The sequence below is a fragment of the Dongia sp. genome (assembly GCF_041909655.1).
Lineage (GTDB): Bacteria > Pseudomonadota > Alphaproteobacteria > Dongiales > Dongiaceae > Dongia.
The window spans coordinates 44,436-70,930 of sequence record NZ_JAYRDA010000012.1; the positions used below are offsets into that span (position 1 = coordinate 44,436).

At 63.2% G+C, this 26,495-nt stretch carries 25 protein-coding genes; 12 read left to right on the plus strand and 13 right to left on the minus strand.

What is annotated here, in order from left to right:
• Positions 1-2 precede the first annotated feature (2 nt).
• The 5 genes from ACE3PR_RS18865 to ACE3PR_RS18885 form a co-directional block, all read right to left on the minus strand.
• Positions 3-842: a DMT family transporter gene (locus tag ACE3PR_RS18865; RefSeq protein ID WP_374375213.1), complete on the minus strand. Its 840-nt coding sequence runs from the start codon at positions 840-842 to the stop codon at positions 3-5.
• A gap of 182 nt (positions 843-1,024) precedes the next feature.
• The gene (locus ACE3PR_RS18870; RefSeq protein WP_374375216.1) at positions 1,025-1,636 is read right to left on the minus strand and encodes a sarcosine oxidase subunit gamma; all 612 of its coding nucleotides are present in this window, start codon (positions 1,634-1,636) and stop codon (positions 1,025-1,027) included.
• Positions 1,629-4,643, minus strand: coding sequence for a sarcosine oxidase subunit alpha (locus ACE3PR_RS18875; protein ID WP_374375218.1), 3,015 nt, complete (start codon positions 4,641-4,643; stop codon positions 1,629-1,631). The genes ACE3PR_RS18870 and ACE3PR_RS18875 overlap by 8 nt, the downstream gene beginning before the upstream one ends.
• Position 4,644: 1 nt before the next feature.
• The gene (locus ACE3PR_RS18880) at positions 4,645-4,935 is read right to left on the minus strand and encodes a sarcosine oxidase subunit delta (protein ID WP_374375220.1); all 291 of its coding nucleotides are present in this window, start codon (positions 4,933-4,935) and stop codon (positions 4,645-4,647) included.
• Between the two features lie 22 nt (positions 4,936-4,957).
• Positions 4,958-6,211 (minus strand): sarcosine oxidase subunit beta family protein, encoded by a 1,254-nt coding sequence (locus tag ACE3PR_RS18885; RefSeq protein WP_374375222.1) that lies wholly within the window; start codon positions 6,209-6,211, stop codon positions 4,958-4,960.
• 426 nt (positions 6,212-6,637) lie between these two features.
• Here ACE3PR_RS18885 and ACE3PR_RS18890 point away from each other — a divergent pair, with 426 nt between their 5' ends.
• Positions 6,638-7,642: a GlxA family transcriptional regulator gene (locus tag ACE3PR_RS18890; RefSeq protein WP_374375225.1), complete on the plus strand. Its 1,005-nt coding sequence runs from the start codon at positions 6,638-6,640 to the stop codon at positions 7,640-7,642.
• Positions 7,643-7,770: 128 nt separating this feature from the next.
• Here ACE3PR_RS18890 and ACE3PR_RS18895 read toward each other — a convergent pair whose 3' ends face one another.
• The 3 genes from ACE3PR_RS18895 to ACE3PR_RS18905 all read right to left on the minus strand — a co-directional run bounded on the left by ACE3PR_RS18895 (position 7,771) and on the right by ACE3PR_RS18905 (position 9,089).
• On the minus strand, positions 7,771-8,058 hold the full coding sequence (locus ACE3PR_RS18895) for a hypothetical protein (RefSeq protein ID WP_374375227.1): 288 nt from the start codon (positions 8,056-8,058) through the stop codon (positions 7,771-7,773).
• A gap of 157 nt (positions 8,059-8,215) precedes the next feature.
• Positions 8,216-8,497, minus strand: coding sequence for a hypothetical protein (locus tag ACE3PR_RS18900; RefSeq protein ID WP_374375230.1), 282 nt, complete (start codon positions 8,495-8,497; stop codon positions 8,216-8,218).
• A gap of 10 nt (positions 8,498-8,507) precedes the next feature.
• On the minus strand, positions 8,508-9,089 hold the full coding sequence (locus ACE3PR_RS18905) for an HD domain-containing protein (protein ID WP_374375232.1): 582 nt from the start codon (positions 9,087-9,089) through the stop codon (positions 8,508-8,510).
• A gap of 87 nt (positions 9,090-9,176) precedes the next feature.
• Between ACE3PR_RS18905 and ACE3PR_RS18910 the strand changes: the two genes are divergently transcribed.
• Positions 9,177-9,866 carry a ferredoxin gene (locus ACE3PR_RS18910; RefSeq protein ID WP_374375234.1) on the plus strand — a complete coding sequence of 230 codons (690 nt, stop codon included), beginning with the start codon at positions 9,177-9,179 and terminating at the stop codon, positions 9,864-9,866.
• 207 nt (positions 9,867-10,073) lie between these two features.
• On the opposite strand, the gene ACE3PR_RS18915 is transcribed toward ACE3PR_RS18910, so the two are convergent.
• Positions 10,074-10,589 (minus strand): DUF4410 domain-containing protein, encoded by a 516-nt coding sequence (locus tag ACE3PR_RS18915; protein ID WP_374375237.1) that lies wholly within the window; start codon positions 10,587-10,589, stop codon positions 10,074-10,076.
• 278 nt (positions 10,590-10,867) lie between these two features.
• Between ACE3PR_RS18915 and ACE3PR_RS18920 the strand changes: the two genes are divergently transcribed.
• Together ACE3PR_RS18920 and ACE3PR_RS18925 are read left to right on the plus strand one after the other, a co-directional pair.
• Entirely contained in the window at positions 10,868-11,830 is a 963-nt protein-coding gene (locus ACE3PR_RS18920) for a hypothetical protein (RefSeq protein ID WP_374375239.1), read from the plus strand.
• A gap of 219 nt (positions 11,831-12,049) precedes the next feature.
• On the plus strand, positions 12,050-13,588 hold the full coding sequence (locus tag ACE3PR_RS18925; protein ID WP_374375242.1) for a trimethylamine methyltransferase family protein: 1,539 nt from the start codon (positions 12,050-12,052) through the stop codon (positions 13,586-13,588).
• Positions 13,589-13,631: 43 nt separating this feature from the next.
• On the opposite strand, the gene ACE3PR_RS18930 is transcribed toward ACE3PR_RS18925, so the two are convergent.
• Entirely contained in the window at positions 13,632-14,531 is a 900-nt protein-coding gene (locus ACE3PR_RS18930) for a fatty acid desaturase (protein WP_374375244.1), read from the minus strand.
• 218 nt (positions 14,532-14,749) lie between these two features.
• Here ACE3PR_RS18930 and ACE3PR_RS18935 point away from each other — a divergent pair, with 218 nt between their 5' ends.
• Genes ACE3PR_RS18935 through ACE3PR_RS18950 form a run of 4 tightly spaced genes read left to right on the plus strand, consistent with a single transcriptional unit; the run spans position 14,750 to position 17,608 of the window.
• Positions 14,750-15,598 (plus strand): GFA family protein, encoded by an 849-nt coding sequence (locus ACE3PR_RS18935; RefSeq protein ID WP_374375246.1) that lies wholly within the window; start codon positions 14,750-14,752, stop codon positions 15,596-15,598.
• 32 nt (positions 15,599-15,630) lie between these two features.
• Positions 15,631-16,434, plus strand: coding sequence for a phosphate/phosphite/phosphonate ABC transporter substrate-binding protein (locus ACE3PR_RS18940; RefSeq protein ID WP_374375249.1), 804 nt, complete (start codon positions 15,631-15,633; stop codon positions 16,432-16,434).
• Positions 16,431-17,384: a DMT family transporter gene (locus tag ACE3PR_RS18945; protein ID WP_374375251.1), complete on the plus strand. Its 954-nt coding sequence runs from the start codon at positions 16,431-16,433 to the stop codon at positions 17,382-17,384. Before ACE3PR_RS18940 ends, ACE3PR_RS18945 begins: the two co-directional genes overlap by 4 nt.
• The gene (locus ACE3PR_RS18950) at positions 17,381-17,608 is read left to right on the plus strand and encodes a sulfurtransferase TusA family protein (protein WP_374375253.1); all 228 of its coding nucleotides are present in this window, start codon (positions 17,381-17,383) and stop codon (positions 17,606-17,608) included. The genes ACE3PR_RS18945 and ACE3PR_RS18950 overlap by 4 nt, the downstream gene beginning before the upstream one ends.
• 186 nt (positions 17,609-17,794) lie before the next feature.
• Here ACE3PR_RS18950 and ACE3PR_RS18955 read toward each other — a convergent pair whose 3' ends face one another.
• A complete protein-coding gene (locus ACE3PR_RS18955; RefSeq protein ID WP_374375255.1) occupies positions 17,795-19,882 on the minus strand; it encodes a mechanosensitive ion channel family protein in 2,088 nt (695 codons plus the stop codon).
• A gap of 175 nt (positions 19,883-20,057) precedes the next feature.
• Here ACE3PR_RS18955 and crcB point away from each other — a divergent pair, with 175 nt between their 5' ends.
• From crcB to ACE3PR_RS18970, 3 genes are read left to right on the plus strand one after another with little or no spacing between them, the layout of a single operon-like run.
• Positions 20,058-20,435 (plus strand): fluoride efflux transporter CrcB, encoded by a 378-nt coding sequence (gene crcB, locus ACE3PR_RS18960; RefSeq protein WP_374375258.1) that lies wholly within the window; start codon positions 20,058-20,060, stop codon positions 20,433-20,435.
• Complete coding sequence (locus tag ACE3PR_RS18965; protein WP_374375260.1) at positions 20,432-20,869, plus strand: EamA family transporter; 438 nt, start codon at positions 20,432-20,434, stop codon at positions 20,867-20,869. Before crcB ends, ACE3PR_RS18965 begins: the two co-directional genes overlap by 4 nt.
• Positions 20,870-20,874: 5 nt before the next feature.
• Complete coding sequence (locus ACE3PR_RS18970) at positions 20,875-21,465, plus strand: cation transporter (protein WP_374375262.1); 591 nt, start codon at positions 20,875-20,877, stop codon at positions 21,463-21,465.
• Between the two features lie 7 nt (positions 21,466-21,472).
• Here the strand turns inward: ACE3PR_RS18970 and ACE3PR_RS18975 are convergent, their stop codons facing one another.
• The gene (locus ACE3PR_RS18975) at positions 21,473-22,570 is read right to left on the minus strand and encodes a TAXI family TRAP transporter solute-binding subunit (protein ID WP_374375305.1); all 1,098 of its coding nucleotides are present in this window, start codon (positions 22,568-22,570) and stop codon (positions 21,473-21,475) included.
• 169 nt (positions 22,571-22,739) lie between these two features.
• Positions 22,740-24,236 (minus strand): amidohydrolase family protein, encoded by a 1,497-nt coding sequence (locus tag ACE3PR_RS18980; protein ID WP_374375264.1) that lies wholly within the window; start codon positions 24,234-24,236, stop codon positions 22,740-22,742.
• 112 nt (positions 24,237-24,348) lie between these two features.
• Here ACE3PR_RS18980 and ACE3PR_RS18985 point away from each other — a divergent pair, with 112 nt between their 5' ends.
• Positions 24,349-26,454 (plus strand): acetate--CoA ligase family protein, encoded by a 2,106-nt coding sequence (locus tag ACE3PR_RS18985; RefSeq protein ID WP_374375266.1) that lies wholly within the window; start codon positions 24,349-24,351, stop codon positions 26,452-26,454.
• The last annotated feature ends 41 nt before the right edge of the window (positions 26,455-26,495 follow it).

Here is a 26,495-nt window from a genome sequence, read left to right on the forward strand (position 1 = left end):
CCTCACGCCTTCTTCCGTGCCTCGCGATGCGCGATGTAGATGGCGCAGGCGATGATGATGGCGGCACCGGCGAGGACCTGTGTCGTCGGCAATTCGGCCCAGAAGATCCAGCCGAAGAGCACGGCCCAAATAAGGCCGGTATATTCAAAGGGCGCCAGCATCGAGGCTTCCCCCTGGCGGAAGGCGCGGATCATGCAGGTCTGGCCGATCGTGCTGCAGCAGCCTTGCGCCAGCACGATCGTCCAGCCAATCGTATCCGGCCAGATCCAGTAATAGAGCGCCATCGGCATGGCCAAGAGGCCGCTGAAGAGCGTCGTGTAGAAGATGATGTTGTGGCCGACCTCGCGCCCGCTCAAGGGCCGCAGCCACAATTGCAGCAAAGCGTAGGAAGCGGCCGCGCAGAGGGCGAGGAAGGTGCCATAGCCGATGCCCTCGGCGCCCGGCCGCACGGCGATGATTACGCCGACGAAGCCGATCACGACGGCGCTCCAGCGGCGCCAGCCGACCTGTTCCTTGAGCAACGGTCCGGAAAGCGCCGTCATGAACAAGGGTGCTGCGAAGGCAATTGCAACCGCATCGGCCAAAGTGATGTAGCGCAGGCATTCGAAAAAAGTCCAGGTCGTGGCGATGACCAGGAACGAGCGCAGGATATGCGTCTTCAGATGCGATGAACGCAGCGGCCGGATGCTGCGATGGGCCCGCGTCACCAGCGAGAGGATCAGGATCGTGGTGACGACGCGCGACAGAAAGATGATCTGCCAGGTGTTGTAATCGTCCGTGAGCCGCTTGGTCAGCGCGTCCAGCACGCAGAAACAGAAAACACCCGCGGCCATGTACAGCATGGCAATGATCGTGGTGCGGGAATACTGGACAGACATGGAATGCGACCTGACAGATACGGGCCGCGTCTGGCCTCTTGTCCACCTGGATAGCATGCCGGGCGGCGGAATGCCATGCGGGCAGGGCCAGACAAAAGGGCCGCTGTTTGGCGCAGCGGCCCTCCGTCGCTTTCTCTGGGCGGACCTTAGTCCGCCTTGATGGCCATTCTAAAATCGCGGCCGATCAGGCCGATCCATTGCCACAGGTAATCGGCAAAGCTCTTCAGGACATAAATGTCGTAGCTCGGCACGGAATCCCGCTGGTCGATGAGCACGTTCGCCTTGGTCAAGCCGGTCTGCGCGCACTGGCCGGGGCCGAAGACGCGCGGATGGAGGTCGAGGCTGCAGCCGCGCGCGAGAATCTCGCGGGCATCGGGGCCGGAAATCGAGATCACCGTGCGGCTTTCCGAAACGTCGATCACCGCCGCGTGCTGGCCGGTGAAGGCCTGGCGGAGATCGGCGACCAGCTTTTCCTCGGAGCCGCCCGGCGCCGTCACCCAATATTCGGTGGGGCCGAGCCAGAGCAGGCGGAATTCGCCCGCTTGCGTGGTGGTGTTCGGCTTTACCGGCAGATCGGCGCCGGTCACGGCCTTCACGGCTTGAACGAAGGCCGCATCCTGGCCATTGCCGCGGATGTTGACGATAGCGCGGTGTGCGCTCTCGCCGATAAAGACACGGGCTGCACCCGCATTATGCGACGCGGCGGCCTTGAGGCCGAAATGCTGCAGCGCGCTGCGGCGGTTATAGGCTTCAGCCATTGGCGGGCGCTCCATCCTCAAGGAAGGTCGGTTTGGTGATCTTGGCGGCGATGACCTTGCCGTCATAGGGCAAGTACACGGTCTGGCCCATGCGGTTGCGGCCGTTCTTGATCACCGCCATGGCGATCGACCGATTGGCGTTGGGACTCCAATAGCTCGATGTGACATGGCCGATCATGGTCATCGGCGGCTTGTCCTTCACATGCTCGACCACCTGCGCACCTTCGGCCAGCACGTCGAGCGGGTTCTCGGTGAGGAGGCCGACCAGATGCTTGCGGTCGGGCCGCGCGGTATCCGAACGGAGATGCGAACGGCGGCCGATGAAATCCGGCTTCGCCTTGCCGATGATCCATTCAAAGCCCAGATCCTGCGGCGTCATGGTGCCGTCGGTTTCCTGGCCCACGATCACGAAGCCCTTTTCGGCGCGCAGCACATGGAGCGCCTCGGTGCCGTAGGGGGTGATGTTGAACTCTTCGCCGGCACTCATCAGCGCGCGCCAGACATGCAGCGCATAGCTCGGCTGCACGTTGACTTCGTAGGAGAGTTCGCCGGTGAAGCTGATGCGGTAGATGCGCGCCTTGGCGCCCGCGACCGTGCAATCACGCCAGGTCATGAACGGGAAGGCTTCTTCCGAGAGGTCGATACCTTCGACCACCTTCTCCAGCACCTTCCGCGAATTAGGGCCGTTCAAGGCGAACACCGCCCATTGCTCGGTGACGCTGGTGAAGTAGACCTTCTTGTCCGGCCATTCGCATTGATGCCATTCCTCCAGCCAGCTCATGACGCGCGGGGCGCCGCCGGTGGTGGTGGTCATGTGGAAATGGTTTTCCGAGATGCGGCTGGTGACGCCGTCATCGAACACCATGCCGTCTTCGCCGCACATGAAGCCATAGCGGCACTTGCCGGGCTCCAGCTTGGTCCAGGCATTGGTATAGACCATGTTGAGGAACCAGGCCGCATCCGGTCCCTGGATATCGATCTTGCCCAGCGTCGAGGCGTCGACGATGCCCACGGAATCGCGCGTCGCCTTCACCTCGCGATTGACCGCCGCATGCATGTCCTCGCCGGGCTTCGGATAATACCAGGCGCGGTGCCATTGACCGACGCATTCGAAGGGTGCCCCGTGATCGGCATGCCATTGATGGAGCGGCGTCTTGCGGATGGGATCGAGGAAATCGCCCTTGTCCGATCCCGCGAACACGCCGAAGGTCACCGGCGTATAGGGCGGGCGGAAGGTCGTGGTCCCGACCTGCGGGATGTCGATGCCGCGCAGACCCGCCATGATGGCGAGCGCGTTGACGTTGCTGGTCTTCCCTTGATCCGTCGCCATGCCCATCGTGGTATAGCGCTTGAGATGCTCGACCGAGAGATAGCCTTCGCGATGCGCCAGCATCACGTCGGCGGCGGTGACGTCGTTCTGGTAATCGACGAAATGCTTGCCGCCCTGGCCCACGGGCTTGTCCGAGGGCACGATCCAGACGGCCCGCATCGGCTCGGCTTCCGGTTCGGCTTCGGCGCTGGGCACGTTGCCGGTCGCATTGGCAAAACCAAAGCGCGCGGCTGCTTGCGCGCCGGCCTTGTGGCCTTCGCTCAGACAATCATTGAGGCCGAAGACACCCTTGGCCGAACCCACCGAGACATTGTTCTGCCCCGGCATGATCGGGCCCGGCACGAAGGCCAGCAAATTCTCGTCCCACACCACCTTGGCGCGGGTCTGCGAGTGGAGATGCACGGTCGGCTGCCAGCCGCCCGAGCTCAGCACCGTGTCGCAATAGATATGACGCACGCCGCCGGTGACCGACTTCCCGTCGGCGCTCAAGGTCATCACGTCGACCTCGCGCACCTGCTTCTTGCCTTTGACATTGGTGATGGCGGAATTGGCGATCACCTCGATCCCCTTGGCGCGCGCGGCCTGGACCAGGGCGCCTTGCGGGTTGGTGCGGAGATCGACCACCGCCGCCACCGAGACGCCGGCGACGGCGAGATCGATCGCGGTCTGATAGGCGGTATCGTTGTTGGTGAGGATCACCACGCGCTGGCCCGGTGCCGCGCCATAGCGGTTGACATAGGTGCGCGCGGCCGAGGCCAGCATGCAGCCCGGGCGGTCGTTGTCGCTATAGACCAGCGGCCGCTCGATCGAGCCGGTGGCCAGGATCACTTCCTTGGCGCGGATGCGCCACAGGCGCTGGCGCGGGCCGGTGGCTGACGGTCCAACATGATCGGTGATGCGCTCGACGCAGGAAAGCATGTTGGCATCGAGATAGGCGAAGGCGGTGGTGCGGGTGAGGATTTTGACTTCCGGCATGCCGGCAAGCTCAGCCTGCGCCGCCGCCACCCAATCCAGGGCCGGCTTGCCGTCGATGGTCCGGTCGCGTTCCGAGAGAAGCGACCCGCCCAGTTCCGATTGCTCGTCCACCAGCACCACGCGGGCGCCCGATCTTCCGGCGGCCAAAGCCGCGGCGATACCGGCGGGACCGGCGCCCACGACCATCACGTCGCAATGGCCATAGACCTTGTCGTAGCGGTCCGGATCTTCTTCCGTTGAACCGGTGCCGAGACCTGCCATGCGGCGGATGAACTTTTCGTAGAACAGCCAACCGTCCTTCGGCCATTTGAAGGTCTTGTAATAAAAGCCCGAGGGCAGGAAGCGGCTGGCCAGCGAATTCACCTCGCCGAGATCGAAATCGAGGCTGGGCCAGCGGTTCTGGCTGGCGGTGGTGAGGCCGTCATAAAGCTCGATCTGCGGGGCGCGCGTGTTGGGTTCGCGCCGGTTGCCGGTACCCACTTCAATGAGCGCGTTCGGTTCCTCGGCACCTGCCGAGACGATGCCGCGCGGGCGGTGATATTTGAACGAGCGGCCGACCAGCGTCACGCCATTGGCGAGCAGGGCCGAAGCCAGGCTGTCGCCCTGATAGCCGTAATAGGTCTTGCCGTCGAAAGTGAAGCGGACCGGCTTGGTGCGGTCGATGCGGCCACCTTGCGCGAGGCGGTTCTTCTGCGCGCTCATGTTACTTCTGCTCCAATTGCGGGGCCGGTTCGCCCATCGGATAGACCTTGATGATCTCGTGCGTCACGGTGTGGCGCGCGACGTTGAACCATTGGCGGCAGCCGCGTGCATGCACCCAGCGCTCGAAATGCACGCCCTTCGGGTTCTTGCGCATGAACAGGTAATCGGCCCATTCCGCATCGGTCATTTTTTGCTGCTGCTCCAGGGTCGGGCGCGCGATATGCGCCTCGTGGCCGTAGGAGAATTCGTGCTCGTCGCGGGGACCGCAATGGGGGCAGGAGATGAGAAGCATGGGATGTCTCTCTCAGGGATCTTTAGTGAGCGACGCCGGCGGCGCCGTGCTCGTCGATGAGATAGCCGCTGGTGAAACGGTCCAGGGCGAAGGGGACGGCGAGGGGATGCGGCTCGCCGCGCGCGATGGTATGGGCAAAGACGTTGCCCGAACCCGGCGTCGCCTTGAAGCCGCCGGTGCCCCAGCCGCAATTGATGAAGAGGTTCTCGACCGGCGTCTTGCCGATGATGGGCGAGGCGTCGGGGCAGGTATCGACGATGCCGCCCCATTGCCGCAGCATCCGCAACCGCCCGAAGCAGGGGAAGAGGTCGGTCAAGGCGTTGAGCTGGTTCTCGATGATGAAGGGCGAGCCCACCTGCGCGTAGGAGGTATAGGCGTCGATGCCCGCACCCAGCACCAATTCGCCCTTGTCCGACTGGCTGACATAGACGTGGACCTGGGGCGACATGACGACGGTATTGAGGATCGGCTTGATCGGTTCGGAGACCAGCGCCTGCAGGGGATGGCTCTCGACGGGGAGGCGGAACCCGGCCATGCCCGCGAGCACGCCGGAATGGCCGGCAACCACGATGCCGATCTTCTTGCCGCCGATGAAGCCGCGCGTGGTTTCGACACCCTTCACCACGCCGTTCTCGATCTTGAATCCGGTGACTTCGGTGTTCTGCAGGATATCGACGCCGCGCTCGTCGGCCTTGCGGGCAAAGCCCCAGGCGACCGCGTCGTGGCGCGCGACGCCACCGCGGCGCTGCAGGCTGGCACCCATGATCGGATAGCGCGCCTTGGCCGAGCAATCGAGGATCGGCACCATTTCCTTGATCTGCTCAGGGGTGAGGATCTCGCTGTCGATACCGTTCAACTGAATCGCATAGACACGGCGGCGCAGCGCCTGCATGTCGTGCTGCGTATGGGCAAGGTTCATCAACCCGCGCTGGCTGAACATGACGTTGTAATTAAGGTCCTGCGTCAGGCCCTCGAACAGCTTCAGCGAATGTTCGTAGAGATGCGCCGATTCATCCCACAGGTAATTGGAGCGCACGATGGTCGTGTTGCGGCCGGTATTGCCGCCGCCCAGCCAGCCCTTTTCGATCACCGCCACATTGGTGATGCCGTGTTCCTTGGCCAGGTAATAGGCGGTCGCCAGGCCGTGGCCGCCGCCGCCGATGACGATGACGTCATATTCCGGCTTCGGCGCCGGGCTGCGCCACGCCTCCTGCCAATCCTGGTGGTAGTTGAGGGCGTTCCGAACCAGGGTGAAGATCGAGTAATTCTGCTTCATAGCGATCCCGAATGGGTTCCCCGAATGGCGATATGCCGCCCGGTTGGCGAAATGGGTCGGCGGCGTTTTTGCGCTGCAACATCGATGACGCCGGATCATGGCAAGATGGGCCAGCCGATTCCGCCGATGGCGCGCCATCTATTGTCCCGTTAACGCCGCCGGTCAAGGCGCCGCAGGCTCCCGCGACCAGAAGTCATGGGCTTTTGCCTTTCGGGCAAACGAGACCTTACAGGCCTTGGGGATGCCACTCATATTCGTCCAAAGTTACAGGAAATTGGCGCGATGGTGGCGCCGCGGGGCTTTTCTGACCATTGGGTCGATTAAATGTCGCTATCGCGCCATATTGCCTATAGACGACATGTCGGAAATGAGATATTTCCCCTCGGCTCGCCATGAAGGCCAGCCATTCGCAAGGGGGATGTTACCGTGTTCGGTGATTTGTCCGTGAAGCTGCCGCAGGAGATTGCCTTCCTGCTCGTGCCGAACTTTTCGATGATTGCCTTCACCTCGGCGGTCGAGCCGCTCCGCCTCGCCAACCGCGTCGCCGGGAAGGAACTATATTCCTGGCATCTCTTCTCGCCGGACGGCAAGCCGATCAACGCCTCCAACGGCATCCTGCTGACCCCGGAAGGGGCGGTCGAGCAGATCGGCAATTACGACACCATCATCCTGTGCAGCGGCGTCAACGGCCATCTCTACGACGACAAGAATGTCTTTGCGCAATTGCGCCGCGCCGACCGCCAGGGCTCCGATATCGGGGCCCTTTGCACAGGCGCCCATATCCTCGCCAAGGCCAATCTCCTCAATGGCTATCGCTGCACGATCCATTGGGAGAACCTGGCGAGCTTCGCCGAGAACTTCCCCGAGATCGAAACCACATCCGAACTCTTCGAAATCGACCGCAACCGCTTTACCTGTTCAGGCGGCACGGCGGCCCTCGACATGATGCTCAATCTCATTTCGCAGCAGCACGGCCACGAACTCGCCGCCGCGGTCTCGGAGCAATTTATCCACGAGCGCATCCGCGATCGCCACGACCACCAGCGCATGGCGCTGACGGCGCGCCTCGGCGTCCGTCACCCGAAGCTGATCCAGGTCATCCAGCAGATGGAAGCCAATCTGGAAGAGCCGCTGGATCGGGCGGAACTCGCCGAAGCCGCCGGGCTTTCCAGCCGCCAGATGGAGCGCCTGTTCGCGAAATATCTGCACCGCTCGCCGGCGCGATATTACGTCGAATTGCGCCTGCACCGGGCGCGTCTCCTGCTGCTGCAGACCAACATGTCGGTGATCGACGTGGCCCTGGCCTGCGGCTTTGTCTCGGCCTCACATTTCTCGAAATGCTACCGCGACTTCTTCGGCAAGACCCCGCGCCGCGAACGCGCAACGCCGACACCCCTGCCACGCATGCCCCTGGCCAGCGTCGCGGCTTAAGGATCATTCGCGGATGGAGTGGATCGCCGGGTCAAGCCCGGCGATGACGAAAATGGTTTAGCGGGTCTTGCCCTAAAGCGTCATGCCCGGGCTTGACCCCGGGCAACACAGCTGCCGGTTGGAATCCCTCAGCACTCCACCGTCGCAAATGTCGCCGCCGGTTCTTCGATCTCTTCCGAATCGACCGGGTTGGATTGCGGTCGCGGTTGCGCCGCGCGTTCCTTGATGTAATCGCTGAAATCGTAGACGTCGGCTTCCGCAAGGTTGTCGACGATGGTCTCGTCCCTAGGGCCGGTCGCATCGTTGATATGGCTCGGCGCCTGTTGCGGCACCTCGCCGGCAAAGGCAATGCCGGCACCGACGAAGAAGCAGATCAGGATCAGAACCAAAGTGGCGATGCTCATGGCGCGGAACATGGCGGTCTCTCACGATTGACTGGCGCGACTTGAGATGCGCCGTTTCGATGCTGAGAGACTAGGCCCGTCCGCCCCGGAAATCTGTGATCCGGGCCACACTGCCGCGCGTTATTAATCTATTGCTACAAAAAGGAAAAACGTCCGATCGTGATATCGCTCACTCCATCCCGAGCGTCGACTTCCAGTATTCCAGCGCGCAGGAGACCAGGGGCGGCAAATTGGGGTGGCGGTCGCGCATGGCGGCTTCGGCGATGGCGCCGCCGGAGAGGTTCTGCACCAAGGCGGCGCCGAGATCGTTGCCGAGCTGGCTGCCATTCGTTTCCTTGGCCACCATCTTTTGCTCCAGCGCGTCGCAGGCGCCGGTGGCGGATTCGAGGACCTGCGGTGCCCAGAGGAAGGCGGCGCCGACCAGGATCAGGAGAACGATCAGTCTTTTCATGTCTCCCGCCTCACGCGGCCATGCTGTCGCGCAGGCGCCCGAAAGGCGGCTTGGCGAAGAGGCGCTGCACCATCGGCTCGAACACCTCGATGGGTGCCGTGTCGTAAGTTGGGTCGAAGCTGTTCTGGTCGTATTTGTGGCAGAAATCGGCAGTCGCCTGGAACGCCGGATGACCGCGATACTGCTCGCGCTCATTCCGGTCCATGCCCAGATGGTGGAAGAAGTAGTAGCCCTGGAACACGCCGTGATGCTTCACCAGCCAGTAATTCTGCTCGCTCACATAGGGGCGCAGGATCGAGGCGGCGAGTTCGGAATGGTTCTCAGGCGCCAGCAGATCGCCGATATCGTGGAGCAGGGCGCAGACGATCAATTCCTCGTCCTGCCCGTCGCGCATCGCCCGCGTCGCCGATTGCAGCGAGTGCTGGTAGCGGTCGATCTGGTAGCCCATCTTGTCGCCTTGCAGCAGCTTCAGATTGGCCAGCACGCTCCCGGCCAGGCCATGATTGAGCTTCTGATAGATCCGGTCGAGATACTGGTATTCCTCGAACGTGCCATCTTCCATGCGGATGAAGCTGACGGATTCTGATTCCATGGCGCCGTTTCCTCGACATCATTTTGACAAACTCGGATGCACTCTACGGGTAACCTTTTGACCGGTCCAGACCGCCCCGAGCGAATCATGTCTTCTGCCGTCATACCCACCCTCGAAACGGCGCTTGCCCGATCCGGCATGGCGATCCGTGGCGGCTTTGTACCGCGCGCGGAGGATGCCGTCCCCGATCTGGCGCCCGGCCGGCCGGCACGCGCGCTCCTTCTGATCGGCAATATCGGTGGGGCGATGTGGCCGGCTTTTGCCGCCGCTCCCCATGACGACGACGATCCGATGGATCGCTGGACCCGCCGCGTCATCGATCCGCTGGCCGCTGCATGCGGCGCCACGGCGCTCTATCCTTCCGACGGTCCGCCCTATCGGCCGTTCCAGCTTTGGGCGCGGCGCGCGGAAGGCGTGCAGCCGTCGCCGCTGATGATCTTCATCCATCCGCAATACGGTTTGTGGCACGCCTACCGCGCGGCACTGCTCTTTGCCGAAGACCTCGCCTTGCCATCGATGGCGACCGGCGCGCGGCCCTGCGATAGCTGCGCCGGCCAGCCCTGCCTTCATGCCTGTCCGGTCGATGCCTTCACCTCCGCCGGCTTTGACGACATGAGGTGTGCCCGCCATGTCGACGGGCCGGATGGGACAGAATGCCGTGAGCGCGGCTGCCTGGCGCGCCGGGCCTGTCCCGTGGGCAAGGAATATGCGTACCCGCCTGCGCAAATGGCGTTTCACATGCAGGCCTTTCTCGCCCGCCGCCGCACATCGGTTTGAACCGATCACCTCATCAGCGCGACAGACCGCCACCAATGAACATCAGATCACGCATACGGAAAATGACCCAAGAATCTGGACTTAAAGCATTTATGTCGCTCGCATTCGCCGTCGGAATCATGCTCTGCGGCGCGCTCTTGGCGGCCTATCTCGCCAACGGAACTTCCAATTTCTGAGTTCGGCCAAGCTTTCCCGAGCAAGTGACGCTCATCGCAGCGAAGCGATGATCTTCTCGACCACCTTGTTGATGGCGTCATCCATGTCGTTCTCGGACGACAAGGGGTGTGCTGCGGATTCTCCCATGACGGTGAAATCCGTCACCTTGTCGCCGGTGGCGAAGTTGGTCACCAGGCAGCGCGCCGAGAATTCGTTCTCGCCGGCCAGCGCCCCCAGAAAAATGCGCGCTCCCTGCGAGACCGTACGGACGCCGTCCACCGTGATCTGCATTTTGTAATCCGCCGTTTCCGCAGGCTGCACGACCTGCTTGAACAAGCCGTTGGCAACCAGACCTCCGAAAAGCGACGAACGCAGCTTCTGCAAAACGGCTTCGGTGTCCTCGTCGCCCGCCTCGTTGCCGGCAGGCACAACTTCCAGGGCCACAACGCTCTGACTTGGGATTGCGGCGGATTTGGGCTGTGTCATCTGGACTTTGGCGGCGGCGCTGCATGCCGTCAGGCTGCCGGCCACGAGCAAAGCGGCAGCCAGCTTAAAGAAGGATGTCATTTTTTCCCCCAATTGAATGGTCTAGGATTGATGTCATCCCTCGTTAATTTTGTACAGCCCTTACGAGAATTGGTTTGTTGTATGATTTTATTGCGACAGTTCGATTATGGCTCTCCATTTTTGGAATCTGCGTACGCCAAAGGCGGCAATTTGCTGAGTGTCGCGTGCCCTGTGACAAAGTCGGGATTGGCTGCCTAAAAAGTATTCAGGCTTGTCCGGACGGGAGTCGATGAGGTATCTACTAACCCTCCTGAATATCGATCAAAAAGGGGAGGGCGGTGTTGCGCTCACTCATGAATGGGCTGGCTCGGATCAGTGCCGGCCTCACGCTGTTTTTCGGACTCTCGTTGGCCGCCCACGCGGCTGAAGTGACCATCATGGCCGTCGAAGGCGCCGGTGGTCCCGAGGTCACGGAAGAAATCCTCTGGACCGTCGTCAAGGTCGACAAGGAAACCGGCAAGCCCGAGGCGAAGCCGACCCTCACGGGCAAGAGCGCGCATCTGAAGGCGAAGCTCGATCCCGGCCAGTATGTGGTCACCGCGGCCCTGGGCAAGACCAAGGCCAGCCAGGCGATCCTGGTGGGCGAGAAGGCGACCACGCGCTCGATCATCCTCACCGAGAACGGCAAGAAGACGGCCGCCGCGGCGAAGAAGCCCGTTGCCGGCCCGCCCGCGCAGATCTCGATCAATCTGAAGCTCAGCAAGGGCAAGAAGCCGGTCAAGGAAGCGGTCCACTGGGAAGTCTATGAATACAGCAAGGGCCAGGCGACCGAGAACGGCGTCAAGGTGACCGAGCAGAAGGCCGCCACCGGCATCTTCTCGCTGCCCGCCGGCTCCTATGTCGTACGCGCGAAATATCAGGGCGCCCAGGCCGACCTCGTCATTCCGCTGGAAGGCGGCAATTCCTTCAAGTACACGCTCAATCTCTATGCCGGCTATGCCAAGCTCAGCGCGCTGAAGCCCGGCAAGAAGAAGGCCATGGGCGATCTCTCCTGGCAGGTCCTCCGCCAGCGCCCCAATGCGCCGGGCGTCTACGAACTCATCGCCCAAAGCGACAAGCCCGACCCCACCATCATGCTGCGCGAAGGCCGCTACATCGCCGTGGCCCGCATCGGCGAGAAGCTGTGGGGCAGCGAGAATATCGTGGTGATGGCCGGCGAGACCGTGACCAAGAAGATCAGTCTCAAGGAAGGCATCGGCGCTCCCGAAGTCGCGGCCCCCGAAGTCGCCGCCGCGAACTGACCCGATCCGTCACCGCACAAACAAAAGCGCCGGCCCGCAAGGTCCGGCGCTTTTTTGTTGGGTGGGGAGTTGTGCCAACCGGTTCTGTCGTTGACGGCACTACTTTCCATCACGCCCCAAATTCCCCCCCGGAATGCCCGCTATGAGACTTTCTGACCCCCGCCGGGGCGCGCCTTTGCTACGTTGTCGTCAGAATTAACTCTTTTTTCGAGGCAGATCATGTCACGCGAAGCAGCGCGCGAGGCGCGCGGTCGTCGCAACACCCGGCAGGCGAAGGGGTTGAAGCAGCTCCCCTGGCGCAACTACCGCAACAATTACGACCCCATCCGCGTGCTCTCCGACGACCAGATCGAGGCCATTCATCTGACCTCGCTCCGCATCCTTTCCGAACTCGGCATCGAGTTCCTGGAGGAGAACGCGCTGCGCATTCTGAAGGAGAACGGCGCCGAGGTGGTGGCGGGCTCGAACCGGGTGCGCTTCGATCCGGCCTTGATCATGGAAAAGATCAAGACGGTGCCGAAGACCTTCAAGCTCCATGCGCGCAATCCGGCGCACAACCTTACCTTCGGCGAGAACCACATCAATTTCGGCTCGGTCGCCTCGGCGCCCAATGTTTCCGATCTCGACAAGGGAAGGCGGCCCGGCAATTTCGAGGATTACTGCAACCTCGTCCGCCTCGCGCAGTCGCTCAATGTCGTGCAATTCCTCGGCGGCTATCCGGTTGAGCCTGCCGATCTGCCGCCGGCGACGCGCCATCTCGATGCGCTCTATATGGCCGCCACCTTGACCGACAAGGTCTGGCATCCCTATTCGCTCGGCAATGAACGCATCGAGGATGCCATCGAACTGATGGCGCTGGCGCGCGGGATTTCGAAAGAGCAACTGGCGAAGGAACCCAGCGTCTTCTCGATCATCAACAGCAACTCGCCCTTGCGTCTCGACACGCCGATGCTCCAGGGCCTGCAGGCGATGGCGAAAGCCGGGCAGCCGATCGTCCTCACACCCTTCACCCTCTCCGGTGCCATGGCGCCGGCTACCATCGCGGGTGCGCTCGCGCAGGCGAATGCCGAGGCGCTAGCGGGCCTCGCGTTCACACAGATGGTCAATCCGGGTGTGCCTTGCGTCTATGGCGGTTTCACCTCGAATGTCGACATGAAGACCGGGGCACCCGCTTTCGGCACGCCGGAATATACCCGCGCTGCCATGGCGGGCGGGCAATTGGCGCGGCGCTATGGTTTTCCCTATCGCTCCTCGAATGCCTGCGCCGCCAACACGGTGGATGCCCAGGCGGCTTACGAATCCGAGATGTCGCTCTGGGGCGCCGTCATGGGCCATGCCAATCTCATCCTCCACGGGGCGGGCTGGATGGAAGGCGGCTTGGTGGCGTCGTTCGAGAAGATGGTGATCGATGCCGAGATGATCCAGGGCATGGTCGAGTTCATGCAGCCCCTCGATACCTCCGAAGCAGCCCTCGGTTTCGAGGCGATGAAGGAGGTTGGCCCGGGCGGCCATTTCTTCGGCTGCGCCCATACCCTGGAGCGTTACGAGACGGCCTTCTATTCACCGCTGGTCTCCGATTGGCGCAATTTTGAGAATTGGCGCCTCGGCGGTGCCCAGGATGCGGCGCAGCGGGCGAACACCCTCTGGAAGCAGGCCCTCAGCGATTACGAGATGCCGCCGATCGATCCTGGTGTCGCGGAATCGATGCAGGCTTTCATCGCCAAGAGGAAGGAAGAGGGCGGGGTAAAACAGATCTGAGAAAAATGGCGGAAATCCGCCAGCTAATCGATTAGCTAATCGATTAGCTAATCGGTTCGCTGGCACCAAACCCCGGATGGATCAGGGGTTCCTTGGGGGTGAACAGATAGGCCCGCGCCAGGGCGGCGTAACCGCCGGAGACGAAGTAGTTTCCGTTCCCCTCGATCAGCATCGCCTTCAATTCCCGGTAACGCCGCGGCCGCTTCCACCAGGCGAGGCCCGGCTCGTGGTGGTGGAGGGCGTGGAGGTTGTTCCACAGGAACATGACGCTCCAGAACGGTCCGGCTTCCAGGACGATGGTGCGCTGCTTCTCATCCGGCCGCGCCCGATGCTCGGCATAGGAGCGCAGCAGCGCCATCGAGGTGCCGGGATAGGCGATGAGCAGGATGTACTCCCAGGGCGCGATGTCGCAAACCCCCGCCACCCAATAGAGAACCAATGCCGTGCTCGGCACATGCCAGGCCCAGGGCTTCAGCTTGGGGAGATCCCAGGTGATGAGGTGCCGCATCAGATCGTCGGCGAGATGGATGGTGTAGTAGGCCGGACCCAGCAACAGCCGCCCGGCCATGCTGCGCATCGCCTGACGTACCAGACGATGAAGCGGCGACATCTTCTGCCATTGCGCGGGTGTCACGTAATTCGATTCCGGATCGATCCCCGGCTGAGTCAGGTCCTCGTCGATATGATGCTTGAGATGGCTGCGGACGTAAATGTCATAGGGCATCCACAGCCACAGCGACCAGCCGGCGAAGAGGCGGTTGAGGAAGGTTGAGCGGAAGGGATAGCCATGCACCGCTTCATGCTGCAGCGAGCCATGAAGGCAGATCAGCGGCGCGCCGAGGGCCAGAACGGCCCACCAGGGCAAAGCGTGATAATTCCAGGTGAGGAGGAAATAGCCGGTATAGATGCCAAATCCGAGGAAAAGCGTGGGCAGGTCCGCCACATATCCGTGCCGACCGGCATCCCCCTTATTCATCTTCCGCGAGGGGTCAGCGGAAATGGCGTCAACCGACATGATCCTTAAAAGCCCATAAGTGGTACGGATATTTGTATCTCGAATTGTGACATTTCAGCAATGAAGAAAAACTTCTACCCACCCGCGTTTCCCTCGTTATGCTCGGCCCGAGAGCGGCAAGGATGGTTAAGAATGGGATACCTTTCGTGATCCGCGGGGCCTGCCTCTGCGGAGAGGTAAACTTCGAGCTGACCGGGAAATTGAAGGCGCCGACCATCTGCCATTGCGGCATGTGCCGGCGCTGGCATGGTTCGCCCGGAACCTACACATCCACGCCGAAGATGGATGTGCGCCTTGCCGGCGCCGGGAAATTGCGCTGGTACCGCTCCAGCCCCAGTTCCGAGCGCGGTTTCTGTGGAACCTGCGGATCGAGCCTGTTCTGGCGCCAGGTGGATGGCGCGGATCTCGACATCGCCATGGGGTCGCTCTACTCCCCCACCGGCCTCCGCGCCGACCGGCATATCTGGGTCAATCATCGCGGCGATTACCAGGATATCGGGTCGGACCTGCCGCAATATGCCGGGTCCTCCGCCCATGCCGACCCGATCGCCCCCGTGCCGCCCTTGCCGAGAGAGGCCAAGCAGCCTGATACCCATACCGGGAACTGCCTCTGCGGCGCGGTGCAGATGACGATCAACGGACCCATGGCCGATATCGGCATCTGTCATTGCGGCCAATGCCGGCGCTGGCATGGCGACGCGCCCGCCTATAGCCGGGCGGCCTGGGCGCAGATCGATCTTGTCGGCAAGGAGCATCTGCATTGGTACCGCTCGTCCGACATCGCCCGGCGCGGCTCATGCAAGATCTGCGGCTCCTCGATGTTCTGGGAACGGAATGGCGGCGATGCGGTTTCGATCGCCGCAGGCTGTCTCAACCCGCCGACCGGCCTGCGCGCGCGGGAGCACATCTTCGTTGCCGACAAGGGGGATTACAGCGACATCGCCGATGGCCTGCCGCAATTCGCCGTCACGGATGACGATTCTCTGCCGTTCTGACCTTTACCCTTTCCCGAGATGAGAGCCCGTTCATGATTGTTGCCCTGCCGATGTATGACTTGCCGGAGATCGCAGCGGCGACCGAGGAATTCTGGCAAGGCCTGCGCAGTCATTTGATTGCCACCGGCGTCACCGGCATTCCGCAAGCACGGGTGAAGCCGGAAGAGCTCTATGTGCATTGGCTGGAGCAGAAATTGCTGCTCTCGCAGACCTGCGGCTACCCGCTCACGCATATCCTCCGGGACCGGGTCCGCTATCTCGCGACACCCAGCTATCGTGCCGAAGGCTGCGGGGAAAACACCTATTGCAGCCTCGTGATCCTGCGCGATGACGACCCGGCCCGGACCGCTACCGATCTCGCCGGATACAAGGTCGCCTTCAACGGCACGGATTCGCAATCCGGCTACAACATCCTGCGTCACTACCTCGCCAAACAAGGTGTGGCGCCCGGCTCGCTGGGTGGGGCCATCGAAAGCGGCGCGCATCGCCGGTCGATTTCGATGGTGAAAGCCGGTGTGGTCGATTTCTGCGCCGTGGATTGCGTCACCTGGGCCTTGCTGTCGGCACATGCACCCAAGGAGGCCGAAGGTCTGCGCGTGTTTGCCAGGACCGCCTCGGCGCCCTGTCTGCCGTTCATCACCAGCCTGGAGACGCCGGTCGAGAATCTGGGCTGTCTGCGCGCCGGCCTCAGTGCCGCCTGCGGCGATCCCGCGCTGGAGGAATGCCGCGAGGCACTGTTGCTGGAATCCGTCGCCGTGCTGGACGAGGATGTCTATGACGTGATCCTAGCGCAGGAGCAGGAAGCGATCGCCGCCGGCTGGAGCCAGTTGGCATGAGCAGCAATCCGTCTTTCGTCGCCCCCGCCGGCAATGGCGGCGTGTTGTGGCCGAGCCTCGCCATGCTGGGCTCGACGTTATTCTGGGGCACGATGTGGATCGGCCTTCGGGAAATAGGCGCTTCAGGTGTCCCGGCGACGCTGGGCGGAACATTGGTCTATGGCCTGCCGGCCATCCTGCTGCTGCCGGTGCTGTTCTTCCGCTGGCAGCGGGTCAGGGCCGACGCCAAGGGCTTGCTGTTCTGCGCGGCGCCGCTTGCCCTTTGCAACATTCTTTTTGCGATGGCGGTGGTGACGGGTGAGATCGGCATGATCGTCCTCATGTTCTATCTGTCGCCGATCTGGTCGACCGTTCTCGAACGCATCTTCCTCAAGATCGCCATCTCACCCTTGCGCTGGGCGGGGATCGGGCTGGCGCTGATCGGCTTGCTGGTGCTGCAAGGCGGCCATGGCCGCATGCCCTGGCCCTCCAACTTTCCGGAATGGATGGGGCTGGTCGCCGGTCTGTGTTGGGCCATCGCCTTGCTCACCGCGCGCATGTGGCCGCGGATTCCCGTGCTCGACAAAAGCGTTCTGCAATTCATCTGCGCCTTGCCGATCGGCCTCGCGGTCTTCTTCCTGGTCGATGCCACCTTGATGCCCGCGGCCTGGCCGGACAATGCAACCTTGCTGGCGGCGACGCCCTGGATCCTCGCTACCTTCGTCATCTGGGTGGTCCCGTCGCTCGTGTTAAGCCTCTGGGGGGCGGCACGGCTCTCGCCCGGCCGCGCCAATATCCTGATGATGTTCGAGGTGGTGGTGGGTGTGGGCTCCGGCGCGCTGCTGGCCGGCGAGGATCTGGGCTGGAACAAGATCCTGGGTGGTGTCCTTATCGTCAGTGCCAGCATTCTCGAAAGCTGGCAGGCGACGCGCGAGGCGAAGATGGCGAAGCAAAACAGAGCGACAGCATGATCAAGACCTATGACGCGCGCGGCCTCAAATGCCCGATCCCGGTCCTGAAGGCCCGCAAGCTCATCAAGGAACTGTCGCCCGGCGACATCCTGGAAATCGACGCCACCGATCCCGGTGCCCCCAAGGACTTCGCGCATTTCTGCGAGGTGACGGGGAACAAGCTGCTGGAAGGTTCCGAGCCGGAACCGGGCGTCTTCCGGATCCGGGTCGAGGTGGTGGGGTAGAAGCAGCCTTCCGCGAACAGACCGTCATCCTCCGCGAAGGCGGAGGATCCACGAGTTGCTTTCTTCAGTCGCCAATAAACTCGTGGATGGTCCGCCTGCGCGGACCATGACGATATTTTTTGTATGTCGGGTCCAATAAGAAAGTTCGTCATGCCCGGGGATGACGGTCAGCAAAAAGGCTGCGCGTCACTCCTCCACCGGCTTCGCCGCCGCCATGTCGATCGCCTGCTTGGCGATCGCGGCGTCGGTGTGATCGGCGCCGCTGGCGACCTGCACCGTCGGTTGGGCGAATTTGATGCCGTTCTGGTTGAAGGCCTGGCGGATCATGGCGAGCGCCTTTCTTCGGATGGTGAATTGTTCGCCGGGCTTGGTCATCATCTTGACGCGGATCTGGATCGCGTAATCGCCGAATTGCTCGACACCCTGCATCTTCATCGGCTCCAGGATATGTGGGGCGAATTCGGGATCGGCGGCCAGCGTCTTGCCTACTTCCTTGATCAGTTTCCGCGCCTTGTCGAGGTCGCTGTCATAGGTGATGCCGATAGTGAGTTTGTCGATTACCCAGTCGCGGCTCATGTTCTGCACGGCGCCGAGTTCGCCGAAGGGGACCGTGTAAAGCGGTCCGCGATGATGGCGCAGCTTGACCGAACGCAGGCTGAAGGATTCGACCGTGCCCTTATAGGAACCGCTCTGGATGTATTCGCCGACGCGGAAGGCATCGTCCAAAAGATAGAACATGCCGCTGATGACGTCCTTCACCAGGGTCTGCGCGCCGAAGCCGACCGCGACGCCGACCACGCCGGCACCGGCGATGAGCGGGCCGATTTCGATGCCGAGGCTGGAAAGCACCATGAGGACGGCGATCACGAAGATGACGATGAACAGCACGTTACGCAGGATCGGCAGCAGGGTGCGCAGGCGTGCCCGGCGGCGCGAGGCTTCGTCATCGGCATGACCGGCGGCGATGGCACCCTGTAATTGCACATCGATGGCGGCGCGCAGCGCATTCCACAGGAATTCCGCCACCAGCACGATGACCACGGCGCTGAGAACGCCGCGCAGCAGTTTGGTCATCAGCGTATCCTGCATCATGGTCATGGCGACGAGGTCGACATTCCAGGCGTGAGCAAGCAGCAAGGCGGCGGCGATGATCAGGAGTGCGCGGAGGCCGCGATCGAGGCTGACCTCGGCCAGGCCGCGGATCTGGCGCGCCTCTTCGGTACCGGCGGGTTGCAGGATATGATTGACCGCACGGCGGGTGAAGCGGATCGAGACCGGCAGGCCGACGATGACCACGGCCAGCCAGAAGAGAGGGATCGCGGTTGCCACCCAAAGCAGCCACAGCAGAATGAAATAGGCGGTGATCAAGCCGTTCTTGAGCCGGCGGTGATTATGCGCTGCCTGCCCGCCGTTATCCTGGACCGGCCGGCGCCAGCAGGCCTCGATGCCGATGCCGAGCAGGACCAGTCCCAGCGTATAGGCGACCAGTGCATGGACCGGCATGAAGACGTCCAGCCGGTGCAGCAAGGCGACCGTCACCCAGCCGAGGCAAAGCCAGCCGATTGCGATGCCGATGCGGCGGTACCAGAACCAGGCCGAATCCGTCGTCATGGGCACCAGACGGAACCGCTCGCCACCGGGTGCCAAGGCGAAGCGGGCGAGGGCGAGGGCGACGCGCGTCGCCAGGAACGCCACCAGATAGCCGAGCACGATTTCACGGAGCAAGGGCGGCCAGTCGAAGGCGAGAAAGGCACCGACACTGCCCACGGCGAAGGAGGCGACGATGCCCAGCGAGAAGGCAAGCCGGATGCCGGCGGCGCGCAGGCGCTCGGCCGAGGTGGCGAGATTGACCCCGACGATCCAGCGCTGTGCCCCCTTGGTGAAATGCCAGAAGAGGAGTTCCGCCACCACGCCCAGGCCGAGAAAGGCGGCGATGAGGGCCAGAACTTCCAGCCCGCCACGATCGGACAATTCCACCATGAGCCGGTCCCGCAAGGTCGCAAACTCGGTGGGAACGAGCGGGATCGCGGCAATGAGCTGGTCGATATGGGCGCGGACACTGATCAGGCGCTGGTCCATGAAATGGCCGGGATTCATGGTGACATCGGCCATGGAGGGTGTTGGCGTTGTTGCTGGTCCGGTGCCTTGCCGCGCCACCCAATCGCGCACGGCAGGATCGTCGAGCAGGCGCAACAGCTCCTGCACCTTTTCCGGCGGGGTATCGGATTGTGCCGAAGCCGGGATGCCGGTGCCCAGAAGGACGGCCAGCAGCATTCCAAGAACAGCCAGGTATCGGGCCGCTATTCGCCGCATCACCATTCTCGCATCCCCCAGAATCGGCTGCCCGTTGCTGCCATATTGGTCAGCCATATTGCGCCCAGGCTGCGGGCAATGACAATTGGGGGGCTCGAACCGGCGAGTCGATGAGCGAAGGGATGAGGGCGGCCGCATGAACTACCTGATCGTATTCCTGGGGGCGGGGATCGGCGGCGCGCTGCGGCACGGCGTCAACGTCGCCAGCCTGCGCCTGTTCGGAGGCGGATTCCCTGCGGGAACCCTGACCGTCAATATCGTCGGTTCGCTCGTCATGGGCCTGATCGCCGGCTATTTCGCCCTGAAGGGCGAGGCCTCGCAGGCCTGGCGCCTGTTCCTGACCACCGGCATCCTGGGCGGGTTCACGACCTTTTCGGCCTTCTCGCTGGATGCGGCGCTGCTCTATGAGCGGGGGGCATTGGGTCAGGCAGTGATCTATGTCCTCGCTTCCGTGCTGCTGAGCCTTGCCGGTATCGCGCTGGGATTGGCGGCGATGCGCTGGGGCTTGCGGTGAAAAGCCTCGTCCTCACCTGGCAGTTCTGGGCGATCCTGTCGGCCACCTTCGCGGCACTGACCGCGATCTTCGGCAAGATCGGCGTCGAGAATGTCGGCGCGGATTTCGCGACCTTCATTCGCACGATTGTCATATTGGCAGCCATCGCCGCGATCCTGGTGGCGAGCGATCAATGGCAATCCTTCGGCTCGGTCAGCCCGCGTACCTATCTCTTTCTGGTGCTCTCGGGGCTTGCGACCGGCGCCTCCTGGCTCTGCTACTTCCGTGCCCTCAAGATCGGCGACGCGGCGCGGGTGGCTCCGATCGACAAGCTGAGTGTCGTGCTGGTGGCTCTGTTCGGTGTCCTGTTCCTGGGCGAGAAACTCTCCGGCGCCAATTGGGCGGGGGTGGCGCTCATCGCCGCCGGCGCGATGCTGGTGGCGTATCGGGGGTAGCGAGCATGACGGTCGATGGCGACAACAGCCTGCGCCGTGTCGTCGCTTTTGTGGCCGCCGCCAATCTCGGTTATTTCGGCATCGAGTTCGCGGTGGCGCTCACCATCGGCTCGGTCGCGCTGTTCGCGGACAGCATCGACTTTCTCGAAGACACCTCGGTCAATCTCCTGATCCTGTTGGCGTTGGGCTGGTCTGCCGCCAGCCGGGCGCGCGTCGGCATGGGGCTTGCGGCGCTGCTGCTTGTGCCCAGCCTCGCTGCGCTTTGGACCGCGTGGGAACGCTTCAATGCCGGCGTGCCGCCGGATGCGGTGCCGTTGGGTCTTGCCGGTGCCGGCGCCCTGGCGGTGAACCTCACCTGTGCCTTGATGCTGGCGCGGTTCCGCCGCGCCAGCGGCAGTCTCACCAAGGCTGCCTTTCTCTCGGCCCGCAACGATGCCTATGCCAATCTCGCCATCATCGCCGCCGGCCTGCTCACCCTGGCTTGGCCATCACATTGGCCGGATCTGGTGGTGGGGTTGGGCATTGCCGCGATGAATGCCGATGCGGCCCGTGAAGTATGGCAGGCGGCGCGGCAGGAGCGGGAGGTGGCGTCTTAGCGCCGCCTCAATTCGTCGTCGTGCTCGCAGGGGGCGCCACTTCGCCGTCGGTGCCGGGACGCAAGGCGGCGGGCAGGAAGCGGGTCACGCCCTGCTGGTCGTAATAGCGCAAGGCGCCCGGATGGAAGGGCACGCTGATGCCGGCCAGAGCAAGATCGAGATCGAGCGGCCGGCCGCTGGCCGAAGCCTGGTCCTGGAGCTTGCGGCTGGTCACCGACCAGACGGCGCGGGTGAGCTCGTAGGCGACCTCTTCGTCGAGTTCCTTGGAGACCAGCCAGATCGCGACCAGTTCCAGGGTCTGGGTCTGCGGCACGCCCTTGAAGCGGTCGGCGGTGATCGAGCTGGCCTGATAATAGGGCGTTCCCTTGACGATCTTGTCAGCCACCGCGCCGACAATGGGGAGAAGGCGGATCGGCATCGCCTCGGCCAAAGCCGTCACGTCGCGGCTGTCCGGCGCGTCGACCACGACCATGGCGTCGAGCTTGCCCGATTTCAGCTTTTCGCCGGCAGTGCCGACATCCTCATAGCTCGGCTTGTAGCGCTTCAGGGTGAGGCCGTAATGGGCCAGCACCTGGCGCGCGGTGATCAGGTTGTCGCTGTTCTCGAGACCCAGATTGACGCGCTTGCCCTTGAGTGACGTGATCTCGGTGATGTCGGAATCCGCGGCGACGATGATCTTGACGTTGATGCGGCCGAGACCGGCGATGGCGCGGAAATCCTTGGCGGCACCCTTGGACTTGAAGACGTCCTTGCCGGCATAGGCGAGATAGGCGATGTCGGATTGGGCGACGGCGGATTCAATCGCCTGGTCGCGCAGCAGGCCGAGATTGTCGACCGATCCGGTAGAGGTTTGCGCAAGGCCGATCATGCCGGGAATGCCGCAGGAGCCGCCTTCCTCGCAGGTGCGCGAGCCGGGCGGATTGCTGATGGCACCGCTGATCAGGCCGGCGAGATCATAGACAGCCGTGCCAGGCGCCCCGGCGCCGATGCGGAAATAGCTGAGATCCTGCGCTTTCGCGGCACCGGAAAGGCCGCTTTCGGCGGAACCGAAATCGAGCAAAGTGAGGCCGAAGGCCCCCGCCGCGCCGATCCCGCCCAGCCCCACCAAGAACGCGCGCCTCGCCAGCAACCTGCGGTTGGCTGGAAGACGGTTCTTTATCGAAAATGGGGACACGGCAACCTGCTAAAACGCTCGAATACTTTCTCTCTTGACATATAGAACGATTACCCATGAGTCGCCAACAACATCGCCGCATTTATGGTGTGCGTTTTGATCAAAAGTCTGCGATCTCGGTCACATGTGGTTGAGAAAGTGTTAGCGAGGCAAGGCGTGTTTCGCGCTTCAAGGGGCGGCCGCTGCGCGCGCCTGTCGGCTTGCTGTCGCGCCACACAAAGGCCCCATTTACCAGCACATGTTGGATGCCGAGACTCTCGGCGCTGGGCGCGGTGAAGGTGGCGCGGTCGATGACAACGTCAGGATCGAAGACTGTGACATCGGCATAGGCGCCCTCAGCCAGTTTGCCGCGATCGATGAGTCCAAATCTTTTGGCGGTCAAACCCGTCATCTTGTGGATCGCGGTTTCCAGGTCGAAGAGGCCGAGCTCGCGGACGTAATGACCCAGCACGCGCGGGAAGCTGCCCCAGAGGCGGGGATGATTGATCTCGCCGCCAGGGAGACCATCAGAGCCGATCATGGTCGGCGGATAGGTCAGGATTGCTTGTACATCCTGCTCGTCCTGGCAGAAATAGATGGCGCCACCGGGCGACAGCTTCACCGCCGCCGCTTCGCGATCGATGCTCCATTCGGCGGCGATCTCGTCCAGCTCGCGCCCGGCCATCTCGGGATGCGGCTGCGAGGAATTGATCAGCACGCGCGCGGCGGAGAGCACGAAGACCGGATCGATGATGGTGGCGGCGGCATTGTAGGGATAGACGTCGAGGCCGACTGGCTGCGCATTGCGCGCTTCATCGATCCGCGGGAGGGACCAGGCGACATGGCCGGCATTCTCCGGCCCGTCGCCCTGGTGATGGGAGAGCACGACCGGCACCGCGGCGCGGCGGCCGATCTCCAATGCCTCGTCGAGCGCTTCCCGGAAATGATGGTCGTAATTCCGCGTATGGGTGGTGTAGACGGCCCCCGCCTTGCCGGCGATCTCGGCGAGGGCCACGATCTCGCCGGTGTCGGCGGCGCGGGAGCTTGGGTATTCGAGCCCGGTCGAGAAGCCGATGGCGCCGTCGGCGAGGGCTTCCTCCAGGCGGGCGCGCATCTGGGCGATCTCGGCGGGTGTCGCCGGACGGGTGAGGTCGCCCACGGATTCCGCGCGCAAGGCGGCATGGCCGACCAGGGCCGCCGCGTTGACCGCCGCCGGCTGATGATCGAGATGGGCGAAATAATCGGCGATGCGCGGAAAGCGGTACCAGCTTTCATCGCCCAGCAGGAAATCGTCCGGATAGGTTTCGCGGGGCGTGAGGGGTGCCGCGCTGAAGCCGCAATTGCCGACGATCACCGTGGTGCAGCCCTGGCTCACCTTCATGCGCATGTCGGGCTGGTCGAGGAGGGCGATGTCGTCATGGGCATGGGCGTCGATGAAGCCCGGGGCGACAATCAAGCCCGTGGCGTCGATCTCGGTCCTGGCGCGATGACCGGCGAGATCGCCCAAGGCCGTGATGCGGTCGCCATCGATGGCGAGGTCGGCGGGCAAGCGCTTGGCGCCGCTGCCGTCGATCACCAGACCGTGGCGGATCAGGATGTCATGCTGCGTTGGGATCATGGGCGGGTCTCGTCTGTCGGAATTCATCATAAGGATGGCGGATTGTCTCAAGCCCACCTGTCCTGCTATCAGCACTTCTAGCCGCATCCCACCGATATTGGAATCCTGAGACATGACCAGCCTGACCAAACGCCAAAACAACATCCGGCGACTGCTGAAGCCGCGCCATGTCTGCATCGTCGGCGGCCAGGCCATGGCGGATTCCATCGCGCGCTGCGCCGATGCCGGATTCCCGGGCGAGATCTGGGTGGTCAATCCGAAATACGAAACGCTGGGCGGGCGCAAATGCTACGCCTCGATCGCCGATCTCCCGACAGCGCCTGACGCCACCTTCATCGCCGTGCCACGCGAGGCGACGATCGAGATCCTGAAGGAATTGGCGGCACGGGATGCCGGCGGGGCGATCTGCTACGCCGCGGGCTTTGCCGAAGTCGGCGGCGAGGGCGTCGAGCTGCAGAAGAAATTCATCGAAGCGGCGGGCGATCTCGCCGTGGTCGGGCCCAATTGCTACGGCATCCTCAATTACCTCGACGGCATCGTGCTGTGGCCCGCGGGCCATAACGGCCGCAAGGTCGAGACCGGCTGCGCGCTGGTGGCGCAAAGCGGCAATATCGCGCTCAACCTCACTTATAACGACCGCTCGGTGCCCTTCGCCTATGTCATCACCTCAGGGAATCAGGTGGTCTTGAACGTCGCCGATTTCGTCGATGCCTTGGCCGAGGATCCCAAGGTGACGGCGATCGGGCTTTATATCGAGGCGATCAGCGATGTGGCGGCGTTCAGCCGCGCGGCCGCGAAGGCGCTCGAGAACGGCAAGCCGCTCATCGCCCTCAAAGCCGGGAAATCGGAACTGGGCTCGGCCTTGGCCATGAGCCATACCTCGTCTTTGGCCGGGAGTGATCGGATGTATGACGCGCTCTTCGACCGGCTGGGCGTCATCCGCGTGAATTCGGTGCCGGATCTCCTGGAGACGATGAAGTTCATCTCCATCGCCGGTCTCCCCAAGGGCGACAGCCTCGCGGTCTTCACCTGCTCGGGCGGTGATGGCTTGATGACGGCGGATCTCGCCGAGGATGTGGGCCTCACCCTGAAGCCGCATGCGCCGGATCAGGTCACCGATCTCAAAGCGCAATTGCCGAACTTTGCCAGCGTCACCAATCCGCTGGATTACAACACCTCGCTCTGGGGGCACGAGGATCTGCTGACCAAATGCTTCGGCACGGTGATGCGCGGCGATTACGATGCCGGCATGCTGATCCTGGATTACGCGGTGGATGGCGAAACGAGTCTCAAGGCCTGCAATGCTTCGGTCAATGCGATCATCGCTGCCTGCCACGAACACGGCAAGATGCCGATCGTCACGGCGACCTTGCCCGAATTGCTGCCGGCCGCCGCGCGCGATGCGATGGCGCCCAAACACGCGGCGCCGATGCAGGGTCTTCCTGAGGCGATGCGCGCCTTCGCGGCCACCGCGCGTTTTGCGCGGCAGCGGGCGCGCCTCACCGCGGGATCGGCCGAGGATCTCATCATGCCGGTAACGCCCGTGCTCGACGGCAAGACCCGCATCGTCTCGGAACGCGACGCCAAGCAGGCGCTAGTCGCCCATGGTCTTGCCGTGCCGCAGAGCCGCGTGGTGGCGCCGGCCGATGCCGCCAAGGCCGCGGCGGAACTCGGCTTCCCGGTGGTGGTGAAGGTGGCGGCACCCGTGATCGCCCACAAGACCGAGGCGGGCGCCGTCGCGGTCAATCTCAAATCCGCGGCCGAGGTCGAGGCGGCGGTGGCGAAGATGCATCAATCGGTTGCCGCCTATGAGAAGGGCCTCAAGATCGAGCAGGTTCTGGTCGAGGCGATGGTCAAGGACGTGGTGGCCGAACTCATCATCGGCGTCAAACGCGATCCGCAATTCGGCCTCGCGCTGGTCGTGGGCGCCGGCGGCATCCTGGTCGAGATGGTCGAGGATTCAGCACTCCTCCTGCTGCCCACCAGCCGGGCCGTGGTGGAGGAGGCGATCCAGGGCCTCAAGATCGCCAAGCTCCTCAAGGGTTATCGCGGCAAGGCGGCGGGCGATATCGGCGCGGTGGTCGATGCGGTGATGGCGGTGGCATCCTATGCCGAGGCGCAGCGCGGCGATTTGGTCGAACTCGACGTCAATCCGCTGATGGTGCTGCCGACAGGTGCCGTCGCCGTCGATGCGCTCATCATCGAGGCCGAGAAGTAAACGGGAGAGGCTTGCCAGCCGAGCCTCGTCCGGCCGATGCT

Coding starts and splice junctions, on each gene's coding strand:
- ACE3PR_RS18880 (WP_374375220.1), bottom strand. CDS start 4,935: ATGCTTCTCATCTCCTGCCCCCATTGCGGTCCCCGCGACGAGCACGAA.
- crcB (WP_374375258.1), top strand. CDS start 20,058: ATGAACTACCTGATCGTATTCCTGGGGGCGGGGATCGGCGGCGCGCTG.
- ACE3PR_RS18885 (WP_374375222.1), bottom strand. CDS start 6,211: ATGAAGCAGAATTACTCGATCTTCACCCTGGTTCGGAACGCCCTCAAC.
- ACE3PR_RS18875 (WP_374375218.1), bottom strand. CDS start 4,643: ATGAGCGCGCAGAAGAACCGCCTCGCGCAAGGTGGCCGCATCGACCGC.
- ACE3PR_RS18925 (WP_374375242.1), top strand. CDS start 12,050: ATGTCACGCGAAGCAGCGCGCGAGGCGCGCGGTCGTCGCAACACCCGG.
- ACE3PR_RS18900 (WP_374375230.1), bottom strand. CDS start 8,497: ATGAAAAGACTGATCGTTCTCCTGATCCTGGTCGGCGCCGCCTTCCTC.
- ACE3PR_RS18950 (WP_374375253.1), top strand. CDS start 17,381: ATGATCAAGACCTATGACGCGCGCGGCCTCAAATGCCCGATCCCGGTC.
- ACE3PR_RS18910 (WP_374375234.1), top strand. CDS start 9,177: ATGTCTTCTGCCGTCATACCCACCCTCGAAACGGCGCTTGCCCGATCC.
- ACE3PR_RS18985 (WP_374375266.1), top strand. CDS start 24,349: ATGACCAGCCTGACCAAACGCCAAAACAACATCCGGCGACTGCTGAAG.
- ACE3PR_RS18980 (WP_374375264.1), bottom strand. CDS start 24,236: ATGATCCCAACGCAGCATGACATCCTGATCCGCCACGGTCTGGTGATC.
- ACE3PR_RS18915 (WP_374375237.1), bottom strand. CDS start 10,589: ATGACATCCTTCTTTAAGCTGGCTGCCGCTTTGCTCGTGGCCGGCAGC.
- ACE3PR_RS18870 (WP_374375216.1), bottom strand. CDS start 1,636: ATGGCTGAAGCCTATAACCGCCGCAGCGCGCTGCAGCATTTCGGCCTC.
- ACE3PR_RS18865 (WP_374375213.1), bottom strand. CDS start 842: ATGCTGTACATGGCCGCGGGTGTTTTCTGTTTCTGCGTGCTGGACGCG.
- ACE3PR_RS18895 (WP_374375227.1), bottom strand. CDS start 8,058: ATGTTCCGCGCCATGAGCATCGCCACTTTGGTTCTGATCCTGATCTGC.
- ACE3PR_RS18955 (WP_374375255.1), bottom strand. CDS start 19,882: ATGCTGCTGGCCGTCCTTCTGGGCACCGGCATCCCGGCTTCGGCACAA.
- ACE3PR_RS18940 (WP_374375249.1), top strand. CDS start 15,631: ATGATTGTTGCCCTGCCGATGTATGACTTGCCGGAGATCGCAGCGGCG.
- ACE3PR_RS18970 (WP_374375262.1), top strand. CDS start 20,875: ATGACGGTCGATGGCGACAACAGCCTGCGCCGTGTCGTCGCTTTTGTG.
- ACE3PR_RS18945 (WP_374375251.1), top strand. CDS start 16,431: ATGAGCAGCAATCCGTCTTTCGTCGCCCCCGCCGGCAATGGCGGCGTG.
- ACE3PR_RS18905 (WP_374375232.1), bottom strand. CDS start 9,089: ATGGAATCAGAATCCGTCAGCTTCATCCGCATGGAAGATGGCACGTTC.